This window comes from Chryseobacterium scophthalmum (assembly GCF_900143185.1).
In the GTDB taxonomy this organism is placed as follows: domain Bacteria; phylum Bacteroidota; class Bacteroidia; order Flavobacteriales; family Weeksellaceae; genus Chryseobacterium; species Chryseobacterium scophthalmum.
Genome location: NZ_FSRQ01000001.1, coordinates 673,341 through 687,067, shown reverse-complemented (window position 1 = coordinate 687,067; position 13,727 = coordinate 673,341). Strand labels below are relative to the sequence as shown.

16 protein-coding genes and 1 tRNA gene are annotated in these 13,727 nt (G+C 31.8%); 1 reads left to right on the top strand and 16 read right to left on the bottom strand.

The annotated features are described in order from the left end of the window. Window positions 1–107 precede the first annotated feature (107 nt). The 13 genes from hisIE to BUR17_RS03035 form a co-directional block, all read right to left on the bottom strand. On the bottom strand, window positions 108–695 hold the full coding sequence (gene hisIE / locus BUR17_RS03095; RefSeq protein ID WP_074228704.1) for a bifunctional phosphoribosyl-AMP cyclohydrolase/phosphoribosyl-ATP diphosphatase HisIE: 588 nt from the start codon (window positions 693–695) through the stop codon (window positions 108–110). After that, a complete protein-coding gene (gene hisF, locus BUR17_RS03090; protein WP_074228703.1) occupies window positions 692–1,444 on the bottom strand; it encodes an imidazole glycerol phosphate synthase subunit HisF in 753 nt (250 codons plus the stop codon). Before hisF ends, hisIE begins: the two co-directional genes overlap by 4 nt. A gap of 209 nt (window positions 1,445–1,653) precedes the next feature. Continuing rightward, window positions 1,654–2,367, bottom strand: coding sequence for a 1-(5-phosphoribosyl)-5-[(5-phosphoribosylamino)methylideneamino]imidazole-4-carboxamide isomerase (gene hisA / locus BUR17_RS03085; RefSeq protein ID WP_074228701.1), 714 nt, complete (start codon window positions 2,365–2,367; stop codon window positions 1,654–1,656). Between the two features lie 2 nt (window positions 2,368–2,369). After that, window positions 2,370–2,948: an imidazole glycerol phosphate synthase subunit HisH gene (gene hisH / locus BUR17_RS03080; protein WP_074228699.1), complete on the bottom strand. Its 579-nt coding sequence runs from the start codon at window positions 2,946–2,948 to the stop codon at window positions 2,370–2,372. Window position 2,949: 1 nt separating this feature from the next. Next, entirely contained in the window at window positions 2,950–4,044 is a 1,095-nt protein-coding gene (gene hisB / locus BUR17_RS03075; RefSeq protein WP_185116679.1) for a bifunctional histidinol-phosphatase/imidazoleglycerol-phosphate dehydratase HisB, read from the bottom strand. 2 nt (window positions 4,045–4,046) lie between these two features. Beyond that, window positions 4,047–5,072, bottom strand: a complete 1,026-nt coding sequence (hisC, locus tag BUR17_RS03070; RefSeq protein WP_074228696.1) for a histidinol-phosphate transaminase — start codon at window positions 5,070–5,072, stop codon at window positions 4,047–4,049. 4 nt (window positions 5,073–5,076) lie between these two features. Further along, a complete protein-coding gene (gene hisD, locus BUR17_RS03065; protein ID WP_074228694.1) occupies window positions 5,077–6,351 on the bottom strand; it encodes a histidinol dehydrogenase in 1,275 nt (424 codons plus the stop codon). 1 nt (window position 6,352) lies between these two features. Continuing rightward, window positions 6,353–7,210 carry an ATP phosphoribosyltransferase gene (hisG, locus tag BUR17_RS03060; protein ID WP_074228692.1) on the bottom strand — a complete coding sequence of 286 codons (858 nt, stop codon included), beginning with the start codon at window positions 7,208–7,210 and terminating at the stop codon, window positions 6,353–6,355. A gap of 249 nt (window positions 7,211–7,459) precedes the next feature. Next, window positions 7,460–8,560: a glycosyltransferase family 4 protein gene (locus tag BUR17_RS03055; protein ID WP_074228690.1), complete on the bottom strand. Its 1,101-nt coding sequence runs from the start codon at window positions 8,558–8,560 to the stop codon at window positions 7,460–7,462. Further along, entirely contained in the window at window positions 8,544–9,218 is a 675-nt protein-coding gene (locus tag BUR17_RS03050; RefSeq protein WP_074228688.1) for a glycosyltransferase family 32 protein, read from the bottom strand. Before BUR17_RS03050 ends, BUR17_RS03055 begins: the two co-directional genes overlap by 17 nt. A gap of 11 nt (window positions 9,219–9,229) precedes the next feature. Then, entirely contained in the window at window positions 9,230–10,042 is an 813-nt protein-coding gene (locus BUR17_RS03045) for a 2,3,4,5-tetrahydropyridine-2,6-dicarboxylate N-succinyltransferase (RefSeq protein ID WP_074228686.1), read from the bottom strand. Between the two features lie 109 nt (window positions 10,043–10,151). Then, window positions 10,152–10,754, bottom strand: a complete 603-nt coding sequence (locus BUR17_RS03040; RefSeq protein WP_074228684.1) for a methyltransferase family protein — start codon at window positions 10,752–10,754, stop codon at window positions 10,152–10,154. 66 nt (window positions 10,755–10,820) lie between these two features. Beyond that, window positions 10,821–11,384: a C40 family peptidase gene (locus BUR17_RS03035; protein ID WP_378085571.1), complete on the bottom strand. Its 564-nt coding sequence runs from the start codon at window positions 11,382–11,384 to the stop codon at window positions 10,821–10,823. A 168-nt stretch (window positions 11,385–11,552) separates the two neighbouring features. Between BUR17_RS03035 and BUR17_RS03030 the strand changes: the two genes are divergently transcribed. Next, window positions 11,553–12,200: a hypothetical protein gene (locus tag BUR17_RS03030; protein WP_074228681.1), complete on the top strand. Its 648-nt coding sequence runs from the start codon at window positions 11,553–11,555 to the stop codon at window positions 12,198–12,200. A 58-nt stretch (window positions 12,201–12,258) separates the two neighbouring features. Here BUR17_RS03030 and BUR17_RS03025 read toward each other — a convergent pair whose 3' ends face one another. The 3 genes from BUR17_RS03025 to BUR17_RS03015 all read right to left on the bottom strand — a co-directional run bounded on the left by BUR17_RS03025 (window position 12,259) and on the right by BUR17_RS03015 (window position 13,726). Beyond that, a complete protein-coding gene (locus BUR17_RS03025; RefSeq protein WP_074228679.1) occupies window positions 12,259–12,630 on the bottom strand; it encodes a hypothetical protein in 372 nt (123 codons plus the stop codon). Between the two features lie 408 nt (window positions 12,631–13,038). Beyond that, window positions 13,039–13,111, bottom strand: a tRNA-Ala gene (locus BUR17_RS03020). Window positions 13,112–13,246: 135 nt separating this feature from the next. After that, window positions 13,247–13,726 carry a MarR family winged helix-turn-helix transcriptional regulator gene (locus BUR17_RS03015; protein ID WP_074228678.1) on the bottom strand — a complete coding sequence of 160 codons (480 nt, stop codon included), beginning with the start codon at window positions 13,724–13,726 and terminating at the stop codon, window positions 13,247–13,249. Window position 13,727: the final 1 nt, after the last annotated feature.

Sequence of the window (13,727 nt, the reverse complement as noted above, 5' to 3'; positions counted from 1 at the left end):
ATAAGCCACGAATACACAAATATTTATATTTTCTTTGATAATATTCGTGTATTCGTGGCAAAAAAATTAGGTTACAATCCAAACATTAAATTTGTAGCTTGTAATAGTTATTTGTTTCGATCCAAAAGTATTTCTTCAACATCTTCTAACTTTACATTTTTAGTTTTCAGTAAAATTAAAAAGTGATATAATAAATCTGCAGCTTCATTTTTAAATAGTTTATCATTATCATCTTTAGCTTCTATCACCAATTCTACTGCTTCCTCTCCTACTTTTTGAGCAACTTTGTTGATTCCTCTTTGGTATAAAGAATAGGTATAAGAATCTTCAACTTTGTCATCAATTCGCTGGCTGATCTTTTCTTCCAATTCATACAAAAAACCTTTAGGATCTTTCTCTCCAAAACAGCTGAAACTTCCGGTGTGGCAAACGGTATTTGTGGGAATCACCTTAATTAAAATGGTGTCGTTATCGCAATCAATATCCATATTTTTTACGGTTAAAAAATTTCCTGATTCCTCACCTTTTGTCCAAAGTCTTTTTTTTGAACGGCTGAAAAAAGTAACAATTTTTTCTTCTGTTGTCTTATTAAAAGCTTCTTCATTCATATAACCCAACATTAAAACCTGTAAAGTTCTTTCGTCCTGAATAATGACAGGAACAAGACCATCCGTTTTATTAAAATCTATTTTCATCTTACCGTAATATTTTTAGTTTTTAATTCACTTTTTAAATTATTAATTTTAATTTCTCCAAAGTGAAAAATGCTTGCTGCTAAAGCTCCTGTTGCTTTGGTTTGATTAAAAACGTTTTCAAAATCTTCAGTTTTTCCTGCGCCACCCGAAGCAATTACGGGAATATTTACGTTTTCAGAAATTAATTTTGTGATCCTTAAATCGAAACCATTTTTAGTTCCGTCTCCATCCATTGAAGTTAAAAGAATTTCTCCAGCGCCTAATTCTTCTACTTTTTTTGCCCAATCAAATGTTTTTAGATCTGTCATTTCTCTTCCTCCTTTTACAAAAACCCAATCTGAATCATCAACCAATTTTGTGTCTATTGCAACAACGATGCACTGACAGCCAAACTCTTTAGCCAAATCAGAAATCAACTGTGGATCTTTTACCGCTGAAGAATTAATGCTGATCTTATCTGCTCCGGCTTCCAAGAGTTTTCTTACATCTTCCACAGAAGAAATTCCACCTCCGACAGTGAAAGGAATACTCAGTTCTTTAGCGATGTTTTTCACCAATTCTACAAATGTTTTTCGCTCTTCGATGGTTGCGGTAATATCAAGGAAAACCAATTCATCTGCGCCTTCATTCTCGTATTTTTTTGCGAATTCTATTGGATCTCCGGCATTTCTCAAACCTTCAAAGTTGATCCCTTTTACCGTAGTTCCGTCTTTTATATCCAGACATGGAATGATTCTTTTTTTAAGCATTTTATTTAGTGGTTACGCAGCAACGCAAATTTTTTAATTATTTTTTTGATAGGATTTTATCCTACCCTTTATTAAATCGTCCCTTTGGGACTTTACTAATTTTTTATTTTTCCTAAAATCTTTGATTTGCTAAAACTTATGTGTTCTTATGTAGTAATTAGCAGCAACTTAAAATTTCTAATGTTTTTAAACTTTTGTGCCTTTTGTGGTTAAACAAAACTCTCCAGTTGTTTCAATGAAATTCTCCCTTCATAAATCGCTTTTCCGATAATCGTTCCGTCGCATCCGATCTCTTTCATTTTGTAAACATCTTCAATACCCGAAATTCCGCCGCTTGCCACCAGTTTCACTGAAGTTTTACTTATAATTTCTTTGTAAAGATCTTCTGAAGCTCCCTCCAACATTCCGTCTTTGGAAATATCGGTGCAGATTACATTTTTAATTCCTTTTTTCTGATAGTAAAGAATAAGATCGATCACATCTTGATCGCTTTCTTCCAGCCACCCTGAAGTTTTTATTTTTCTGTTCTCACAATCGGCTCCTAAAATAATTTTCTCAGAAGCATATTTTTCAATTAAACTAAAACAGAATTCAGGATTTTGAACGGCAATACTTCCAATTGTAATTTGCTTTGCGCCTGAATTAAAAGCAATTTCTATATCTTCAATAGTTTTCAAACCACCTCCAAAGTCGATTTGTAAAGACGTTTCTCGGGCTATATTTTCAAGAACTTTTTGGTTGACAATATGTTTAGATCTTGCGCCATCCAGATCCACCAAATGAAGAAATTTTATTCCGAAACTTTCAAATTCTTTGGCAACTTCTACAGGATTTTCGTTGTATATTTTTTTTGTTCCATAATCACCTTTCGAAAGGCGGACGCATTTTCCGTCGATAATATCAATAGCAGGAATAATTCGCATATCTAAAGTTTTAAAAAGTTTTGTAATAACTGACTTCCAATTTTCCCAGATTTTTCAGGGTGAAACTGCATCGCATAAAAGTTATCTTTCTGTAAAGACGCACTGAATGGCAAAATATAATCACAAACTGAAGTGGTATTTTCTGACAATTCACAATAAAAACTGTGCACAAAATAGACATCACTTTCTTCTTTAATTCCGGAATAAATGGTTGATTTAAAATCTGAAATCGTATTCCATCCCATATGCGGAATAATATTTTCTGCAGGAAACTTTTTTACATTAATATCGAAAATTCCCATTCCAACCGTGTTTCCCTCTTCATTATTTTTACACATCAACTGCATTCCAAGACATATTCCCAAAACGGGTTGTTTCAAAGTCGGAATTAACAGATCTAATCCTTTTTCCTTTAAAATTTTCATCGTTGAAGACGCTTCTCCAACTCCAGGAAAAATTACTTTATCGGCATTTTTTATTAAATCAAAATCATCCGTAATAATCGATTCAGCTCCTAATCTGTTTAATGCATTTTGTACAGAGCTTACGTTTCCGCCATTATATTTTATAATCGCAATCATCTTATAAACTTCCTTTTGTTGATGGCACATTAAAATTTTGATCCGATTGATTGACTGCCATTTTTATTGCTTTTGCAAATGCTTTAAAAATAGATTCAATCTTGTGATGCTCATTTTCTCCTTCCACTTTAATATTGAGATTACATTTTGCCGAATCGGTGAAAGATTTGAAAAAATGCTCAAACATTTCAGTTGAAACATCTCCTATTTTTTCACGCTTAAAATTAGCTTCCCAAACCAACCACGAACGACCTCCAAAATCAAGAGCGACTTGTGCTAAACAATCGTCCATCGGAAGCAAAAAACCATATCTTTCAATTCCTTTTTTCTTTCCTAAAGCTTTTAAAATTGCTTCTCCCAAAACAATTCCTGTGTCTTCAATGGTGTGATGTTCATCAACTTGTAAGTCTCCATTAACTTTGATTTTTAAATCTAAATTGCCGTGCTTCGATATTTGTTCAAGCATATGATCGAAAAAATGTAACCCTGTTGAGATCTCAGAATTTCCGCTTCCATCGAGATTGATTTCTATTTGAATATCTGTTTCATTGGTTTTTCTTGAAACTTTGGCTTTTCGTGGAATCTGCTTTAAATATTGGTAAATTTCACTCCAGTTTTCTGTCGTTAGATTCGCATTTTCATTTTGAATTTTATTAATGAAGATTGATTTTGAACCTAAGTTTTTTGCTAATTGAATATCCGTCAATCGATCACCAATAACGAAAGAATTTTCAAGATCGTAATTACCGTAAATATATTTTCCCAACATTCCAATTCCTGGTTTTCGATTTGGTGAATTTTCACTTTCAAAACTTTTATCAATCAAAATATCATTAAAAATAATTCCTTCATTTTCAAAAGCTTTCAACATTTTTTCATGAGATTTTATAAAATCTTCCATTGGAAAACTTTCTGTTCCCAATCCATCCTGGTTTGTCACCATGACCAATTCAAAATCAAGTTCTTTTGCAATTCTTGATAGGTTTTGAAAAACTCCGGGATAGAATTCAAGTTTTTCCAAAGAATCAACCTGAAAATCTGTTGGAGGTTCTAAGATCAAAGTCCCGTCACGGTCTATAAATAATACTTTTTTCATGATTAAATACTTTTTAAAACCTCAATTAACTGAATGTTTTCTTTTCTTGATCCTACATTGATCCTGATACAATTTGGAATCTGAGGACTTCTTTTGCTGGTCAAAATTTCTTTTTCCAACAATTTTTCGTAAACTTTTTCTATATCTTCAAACTCAATCAAAAAGAAATTAGCATCTGTCGGATACACTTTTTTAATATAGTTAACTGATTGAAATTCATTTTTCAACCAAGAAATTTCATTTAAAATACTTTCTATGTTTTGTTTTACATTTTCTTGCTTATCGATGAGTTCAATTACTTTGTCCGAACTTAAAGAATTCACGTTGTAAGGCGCTTTTACAGTATTAATTAACTTAATAATTTCTTTGGAAGAATATGCAATACCTACTCTCGCTCCGGCCATTCCCCAAGCTTTTGAAAAAGTCTGAAGAACAATTAGATTTGGATATTTTTCTAATAATTCAATACAAGATTTTTTACCTGAAAACTCAATATAAGCTTCATCAACCACTACAATTCCATTGAAATTTTTAATGTAATACTCAATATCTTTTACAGAATTTCCGGTTGGATTATTGGGTGAACACAGGAAAAAAACTTTGGATTTAAAGTCTTTTGAAATTTTAAAAAAATCATCTTTTACAATTTCAAAATCTGTATTTAAATCTAGTTTTATTACTTTGTTTTCGTTGATAGAGGCGTAAAAACCATACATTGCAAACGATGGATTCATCATTAAAACTGAATCTTTTTTAGGCTCACAAAATACTTTTATAATCAAATCGATGAGCTCATCGCTTCCATTTCCGACTGCGACTTGATTGACTGAAATATTTTTTATTTCTGAAATTTTTTGTTTCAATTTTTTCTGAGTAGAATCAGGATAACGATTCAATTCTCCAAACGGATTTTCATTAGCATCCAATAAAACAGGGTTTTCAAATTCATTATTGTCTCTAAAACTGATGTAAGGTTGTAATTCTAAGATATTTTTTCTTACTAAACTATTGATGTTAAATTCTTTCATTTTCTTATTTTAATCGGATTGATACGGCATTTTTGTGAGCAAATAATCCTTCTGCTTCGGCCATGAGTTCTATTGTTTTTCCTAAATTTTGAAGTCCTTCTTTTGATAGATTTTGAAACGTAATTTTCTTCACAAAACTGTCTAAAGAAACTCCACTGTAATTTTTTGCAAATCCGTTGGTTGGAAGTGTGTGATTGGTTCCGCTTGCATAATCTCCCGCACTTTCACAAGAATAGTTTCCAAGAAAAACCGAACCTGCATTTTGAATTTTTGGAATATACTTTTCATAATCTTCCAAAGCTAAAATCAAATGTTCCGGAGCATATAGATTGCTGAATTCGAGGGCTTCATCTAAAGAATTCAACAAGATGAAATGACTGTTTTTCAAAGCTTCTTTTGCAAATTTATTTCTTGGAAGTTCTTTAAGCTGCTTTTCTGTTTCTTCGATGGTTTGGTTAAAAATTTTCTCATTAATTGAAAGAAAAATAACCTGACTGTCGCTTCCGTGTTCTGCCTGAGAAAGTAAATCTGCCGCGCAATATTCTGGAATTGCCTGTTCATCAGCAATGACCAAAACTTCACTTGGTCCTGCAGGCATATCTATTGCGACATTATAATTTTGGCTAAACTCTTTTGCTGCAACAACATACTGATTTCCAGGTCCGAAAATTTTGTAAACATTCGGAATACTTTCTGTTCCTAAAGTCATGGCTGCAATGGCTTGAGCTCCGCCGGTTTTAAAGATTTTTGTAACACCGCAAAGTTTTGCCGTATATAAAATGGCAGCATTAATATTCCCATTTTTATCAGGTGGAGTGCATAAAATAATTTCCTTACAACCAGCCAACTGAGCAGGAATTGCCAACATTAAAACCGTAGAAAATAACGGAGCAGTTCCTCCTGGAATATAGATTCCAACTTTTTCGATGGCCCTGTTTTCTCTCCAGCAAACAACTCCTTTTGTGGTTTCAATCTTTTGAATTTCAGTAATTTGTGAAGCATGAAATTTCGTAATATTTTCTTTTGCCTGTTGAATCGCGATTTTCAATTCTTCGTTTATTAAATTTTCTGAATTTTCTATTTCTTCTTCTGAAACTTGAATGTTTTCAACTTCAGCCTGATCAAATTTTTTATTGAAATTTATTAAAGTCTGATCACCTTTTTTTTCGACTTTATCAAAAATATCGGTTATCAATTCTGTCAGTTGTTCTCTTTTTAAAACTGGTCTTTTTACTAACTCCGACCAAATTTCTTTTTGAGGATATTTATTAATTTTCATCTTACATCACCATTTTATCGATTGGAATAATTAAAATATCTTGTGCCCCTTTTTCTTTTAGTTCATCAATGACTTCCCAAAAACGTTCTTCATCAATTACAGAATGAATACTGCTCCAACCCTTTTCAGCTAAAGGAATTACGGTTGGACTTTTTAAAACCGGAAGAACATTTGAGACTTCTGAGATCTTTTCATTCGGAACATTCATCAAAATGTATTTTGAGTTTTTTGCCCTTAAAACAGATTGAATTCTAAATAGAAATTTTTCTAGGATTTTTTGCTTGCCATTATTTAACTGGAACGTTTTTGCAAGAACAGCCTCGGATTTAAAAATGGTAATAGTTTCTCTCAAACCATTTTTAAAAAGAGTACTTCCGGAGCTTACAATATCACAGATTCCATCGGCAAGACCAATATTTGGAGCGATTTCTACCGAGCCGGAAATAACGTGTATGTCTGCTGAAATATTATTTTTCTGAAGAAAATTCTTCAATGTATTCGGGTAAGAAGTAGCAACTTTTTTACCCTGAAAGTAATTAATATCATCTGTTTCAACTTCTTTAGGAACTGCTATTGAAACTCTGCATTTTGAAAACCCTAAACTTTGGATAATTTCAATATTTTTTTGCTTTTCTGCTAAAAGATTTTCGCCGACGATGGCAATATCAACCACTCCGTCTTCCAAATATTGAGGAATATCAGAGTTTCGTAAATACATGATTTCCATCGGGAAATTGTCTACAGAAACTTTGAGCTGGTCTTTTCCGTTGTTGACGAAAATTCCGCAGTCTTTGAGGAGTTGGAGCGATTCTTCGTAAAGGCGACCGCTTTTTTGTATGGCAATTTTTAATTTACTCATTTTATTATTTTATATCTGAGTAAACGAAAATGATTAATTGAAATAAATTGCCCGGGAAGAATTTAGAAACAAAAAAACCGTCTGTTTACTCAGACGGTTTTTAATTATTTTGATTTTTAACATAGTCATAGATCAACAATTCCGTCTAGCAGAGATGATGATAATAATGATGTACTGTTAAAAAATTCGGTTTCATTGTTGAAATTTTGTGGTACAAATGTAGGACTAATTTTTAATCCTGCAAGAATTTTACGAAATAATTTTTTGATAGAGATTCATCAGTTGATGAGCAATAGGTTCGTCATTGAACTTCTGAACGAACTCAAAACCTTTATCAGAACGGCGTTTTCTTTCAGATTCGCTATCCCATAAAAATTTTATTTTTGATTGAATATCCAGATAATTTTCGGGATCGATATAAACAGAATCTGAACCTCCTGCTTCAGGAAGACAACTTGTGTTGCTTGTAATCGTAACTGTTTTTGAAAAAAGAGCTTCAATCACAGGAATTCCAAACCCTTCAAAAAAACTTGGATAAACAAAAATATCTGCTGATTTGTAAATGACAGCCAATTCATCCATTGAAACATTTTCTAAAAAATGAATCTGATTCTCCATTTTATTTTTCTCAATAAAATGCTTTATTTTTTGAAAATACTTTGTTTTTTTTCCAACAACTACCAAAGGAATTGTTGTGTCTTTTATTGCTTTAACAATATTGAAAAGATTTTTACGCTCTTCGATCGTTCCAACATTTAAAATAAACCGTTCTGGAAAACTGAATTTTTCTTTAGTTTTCTGAATAAATTCTTCAGATTGTTGCTCTTTAAAAGATTTGTGACAACCTTGATAAATGACTTCAATTTTGTTTTCCGGAACTTTCAGATATTGAATAATATCTCTTTTGGTCTGTTCTGAAATAGCAATGATCTTATCGGCTGCATTTGCTGCTTTTTTGAATTTCCAAAGATGAATTTTTCTGTCAAAAAAAGAATAATATTGAGGATATCTTACGAATATCAAATCGTGAATAGTGACGATTTTTTTGATGGGTTTCTTATCCCATTTCAAAGGTAATTCACCCGATAATCCATGGAAAATATCCGCATTTTCTTTTTGCGCATCTTTTCCCATTTTAAACTGTCGAGACATTGTTCCTTTAGAGGTTTCTACAAAGGTAACATCAGAGTTTTCTAAAATATCGGAACCTCTTTCCGATTTATTTTTATTGAGTAGTAAGTATTGATTTTCAGGATAATATTTAGACAAAATTCTGACTAAATCTCTCGAGTAATTCCCTAATCCTGAAGTATTATGAAAAAAACGTTTGGCATCAAATGCTATCTTCATTCTCAGGTTTTATAATGTTTTGGGTAAGCTGTTTTCTCTTCCAGTGTTCAGATTTATCACTGTAAAGGAAGAATTTACCCAGCTTATATTTAAACTGCATATTATTGTCATAATGCGGTCCCATAAATCGATGTGGAATAGTTGGATCTTCTTTTAAACAGGCTTTAACTGCGTCTGTATAAACGGTTGGTCCGGTTGTTTTATGTACATTATGAGGATAAGGATTGTTTTTGATATTATCTAAAATCATCTCCAGAGTTCTCTGTAAAAATGGGTGTCCTGCAGCATATGCAAGACCCCATTGTACATAATATGTGTGTGGAATTTCATCCGTTACCAAAGCTACATCGTCTTCACGAATAAACTTTTTAATCGGCTTGTTGATTCCGCTGTCTACATCTAGATAAACGCCACCTTTTTTATAAAGAATGGCATATCTGAAAAAATCTGCTTTGGCAGCTCCTATCGTCAGTCTGTTGTAAGCTTTCAAATATTCAGGTGGAAACTCATCTTTAAAAAAAGTCTGAATTCTGTTATCATCATAAAAATGATACTCGTATTCAGGATTTTTTTTGAGCATTCTTTTGATATGAAACTTCGTAAGCCAAGGAAGCTTATCGGTTTTAAACGTCTGAAAAATTTGTTTAGGAATTGCCATTTTGCAAAGATTTAAACAGCTACGTTATTTTCTCTTAAAGCATCATTAAGAGATGTTTTTTTGTCTGTAGATTCTTTTCTCTGACCGATAATCAAAGCACAAGGAACCTGATATTCTCCTGCAGGATACTGCTTCGTATAACTTCCAGGTATTACAACTGAACGAGCAGGAACTCTACCTTTTATTTCGATTGGAGTATCTCCTGTAACATCGATAATTTTTGTAGAAGCCGTCAATACAACATTTGCACCCAAAACAGCTTCTTTTTCAACGTGAACTCCTTCTACAACGATACATCTAGAACCGATAAAACAGTCATCTTCAATAATTACCGGAGCAGCCTGAAGCGGTTCTAAAACACCACCGATACCAACACCACCGCTTAAGTGAACGTTTTTACCAATCTGTGCACAGCTTCCCACTGTTGCCCAAGTATCAACCATTGTACCTGAATCTACGTAAGCACCAATATTTACATAAGAAGGCATCAAAATAACACCTGGAGCAATATAAGCTCCTTCTCTTGCAATTGCATGAGGTACAACTCTTACACCTTTTTCAGCATAGTTTCTCTTCAAAGGCATTTTATCATGAAATTCAAACGGACCTACTTCAATAGTTTCCATTTTTTGGATCGGGAAATACATTACGACAGCTTTCTTTACCCATTCATTTACCTGCCATCCGTTTTCTGTAGGCTCAGCTGTACGAAGTTCTCCTTTGTCAACCAAAGAAATAACCTCTCTAATCGCCTTTTGGCTGTCTTCATTCTGCAATAAATCTCTGTTGTCCCAAATATTTTCAATAGTTTGTTGTAATGACATAATAATGTATAAAATTTGTTTAAAAAAATCACTGCCAAATATACAAAAAAGTTGGGCAAAAGTGATGATTTAGAATAGATCTAAGTGATTAAAATTTTATTAAATCTTTCTATAAAAATCTTCTTACTTTGGCTTTGTACCGGAGATAAGTTTTATCGTGTTGGTTTAATAAAAATTCTTCTTCCAATCTGATTTGGGTTTGAATAAGAATATGACTAATCAGGAAAAAAATTAGCGAAACTAAAGTAGGTAATGTAAAAAAAAGACCTATTAAACTTACTAAAATTCCAAGAAAAATAGGGTTTCTCGAATAATTGAAAAGTCCGGTTGTGATTAATTCTGTTTTCTGATCTTCATCAATTCCTATTCGCCAAGAATTTTTCATTTGAAACTGAGCGATAAGAATCCATATTAAACTTAAAATTAACAAGGCAATTCCTATATATTTAAAAATACTTTCTTTGGGTAAATTGATTTTAAAACTGCTGGAAATATCTTCAGGAAAAATGAAAAGTAAAACGGTGTAAATAAAAATAAGGAACAAGGTATATTTAAAATATCTTCCAATCAATCCGTAAGCGGAATCATCTTTTGGTAAAACATTCGGATTTTTCCCAATTCTTTTTGAAACGATAAAACTTGTTCCAAAAAAGGCTGTCATAAAGAAAATGATAAAAAATAGAGGAATGAAAACTCTGATAAAATCTGTCATAATTATTAATTTTTGACAAATGTAGAGCTCTGTAAAATGCAATTCTATTGCAAAGTTTTAATTTAATTATAAAACTCTTTGAGCGTGAAGATAGGCTTTGTTCCAGTATTTTTCATTTAAAGAAGAGATAATCACTCCTTTAGAAGTTGATGCATGAATAAATTTTATTTCGCCATCATTTTCAATAGTGTGAACTATTCCTACGTGCGAAACGCGACTTCCGCCAGAAGTGGCAAAAAACAACAAATCTCCTGGTTTTACTGTTTTAATATCAATCGATTTTCCTGCATCTGCCTGATCTGAAGATCTTCTTGGTAAACTGAAATTGTTATCCTGAAAAACTTTTACGGTAAATCCGGAACAGTCAAAACCTGAAGAAGTATTTCCGCCAAATTTATATGGAGTTCCTAAATAAGTTTCAGCATCTTTTAAAAGACTTTTTATAGAACCTGAAACCTTCCCATCAAAAGAAGAATCTAATTTTCTCAGATTTTCAGATTTTGCAATATTTTTTGAAGGGCTTTTCTTAGAAGAAGAAACGTTTTTAGAGCTTCCGCAAGAGACAATAACTGTAGAAGCTATCGCTAAAACAGCAAGATTTTTATATAATTTAATTTCCGAAAAACGCATTTCCATATTCATTTGAAAATCAATTTATTAATACGAGACAAATATAAATTATTTTTCTTAATTATACAATAACTATTTTATAACTATACTAGAACTATATTTCAATTATATTATAATTTTCGGAAAAATGTTAAAATTTATGGCTATATTTGAAGCTATTTTAAAATTATGGCGACTTACGAAAGTTTCATTAAGCTCAACGGAGCGGTTGGTGATTTGGTTTTTTATAATCTGAATGGTAAAAATGTGGTGCGTAAAAAAAGCGGATTCAATAAAACTGCCTATAAGAAAAGTCCGACTTATGAAAAAGTAAGACAAAACAGTTTTGAATTTGGTCACTGCTCAAAAATTGGAAAAATAATCCGTTTGTGCATTTCAAAATATATTGAATTAGCGAATGAAGCCCTACTCTATCAACGGTTTGCAAAAGTAATGACCAATATTAAAGATTTGGATGTAGAACATGAAAAAGGAAAAAGATCTGTAAAAACGGGTTTAAAAACTACTGAAGGACGAAATATTCTCCAGCAATTTCAGTTTGGAAATATTCCTAATTTTAATCAGAATACTTATATTTCACTGGGATTGTGGGATAGAAGTTTACATTTAGATAAGAAAATTGTTGCTGATGAAGTAGCAATCATCAGTATAAAAATAGATTTTGAAAACTATCTTACTGAATCTCTCGAAGAAGAAATAAAACTACGTAATCAAACTGAATTGATTTTTAAAAATCATTTCTCAGAAGAAGATGATGTGATTCATTTTGTAGCCATAAAGAAAGCTTCTCAAATTGTACAAATGGGATTTGTTTAAATAAAAAAATCGGCTACAAACTCTGTTTGCAGCCGATTTTAATTTATAATAGTTTTATCTATTTATTTTTTTGTCCAGACCAAGATCCGCTTCTTGAAGGAGTTGGCGATTCATTTACCCAATTTCCGCTACCTTTTTCTTCAACGTTTAATGTTCCGTTAAACTGTCCGTCTGCAGGTACAACCAATTCAGCAGTTAATTGACCAGATCTGTCTAGAAATCCTGAAATATTATAGTTTTCATTGCTCGTTTCATTATACATTGTTCCGGTAACTTTTCCGTCGGTGGCAACTACGAATTTCCAAAGACCTTTTTCGGTTCCTTCGTAAGTTCCAGACCAAGTTCCTACATAATCAACAAGGGTTTCGTCATCTGCAGTACATCCAATTAATGAAAAAATAGTCAATAAAAGTAAAAATAGTTTCTTCATAGGTTACAATAGTTTATGAAATAAGTTTATTTATTCAATTTATTCTTAAAAATAGTCTGAAAAATTCAGGATAGTTTTTAAAATTGACGCTATCTCTATATTTTTAGAATTGGGCAAATATATCAATTTAATTTTATAGTTTAATATTTTACAGAAGATAATTTTTAACGGTTTGAAGGAAATTTATCGTAAAATATTATTTTTCATAACTATTATTTTTTTTAACGTGATAAAAACTCTATCTAAAGGGAATTTAATTAAAAAAAGCTTAAGATTTTCTGAATGTGACTGGAATCATAAATAACTGGTTATCAAAATATTTAGATTTGAGCAATCTAATAACCACAAAGATTTGGATTTGAATAAATGAAAAACCTTCCGAATTGGAAGGTTTTTTCATAATAGATGTGGAGAATATCGGACTCGAACCGATCACCTCAACACTGCCAGTGTTGCGCTCTAGCCAGATGAGCTAATCCCCATTTTTTCGGAAGCCGTACAAAAGTAACTATTTAAAGTACACACGCAAACTTTTATTAAAATTTATTTCGTTTTGCAAACTATTTTTGAGTGAAACTATAAATTAAAAAACAGCCAATCAATTAATTACCATTATTTATTGGCTGTTTTTTAATTGTAAAACTCTTTGTAGAAAAGACTGTTTGGCAATTTTCTCTTCTGCTTCATTAATTGCTTTCAGTAAATGATTTTCATTATCTGCTATCTCTTCCAATACTTTGGAGATGATTTCCCATGCTGGTTTCATTTTTTCTATTAATTCTATACCTTTTGGTGCCAATTCAATTAAGCGTTTACGTTCATCTGTTTTATCTTTTTTAGAAATAATCATTTGTTGTCTTTCAAGTTCTTTTAAAAGGCTGATTGTGGAAGGATGCGTGTATCCTATTTCATTGGCAATTTCTACAACACTGAGTGTATTTTTGTGATGTAATGTAAAGATTACCGGAAACCATTTGGGTTCGAAATCTATTCCAAATTCTTTATAAACTAAGGCTCCCTCTTTACGCAATTGCTCGCTGAGACGTTGTAATCTTGTAGATAAAGCTAAAGTTCCGGATTCATTAATGACATTCATA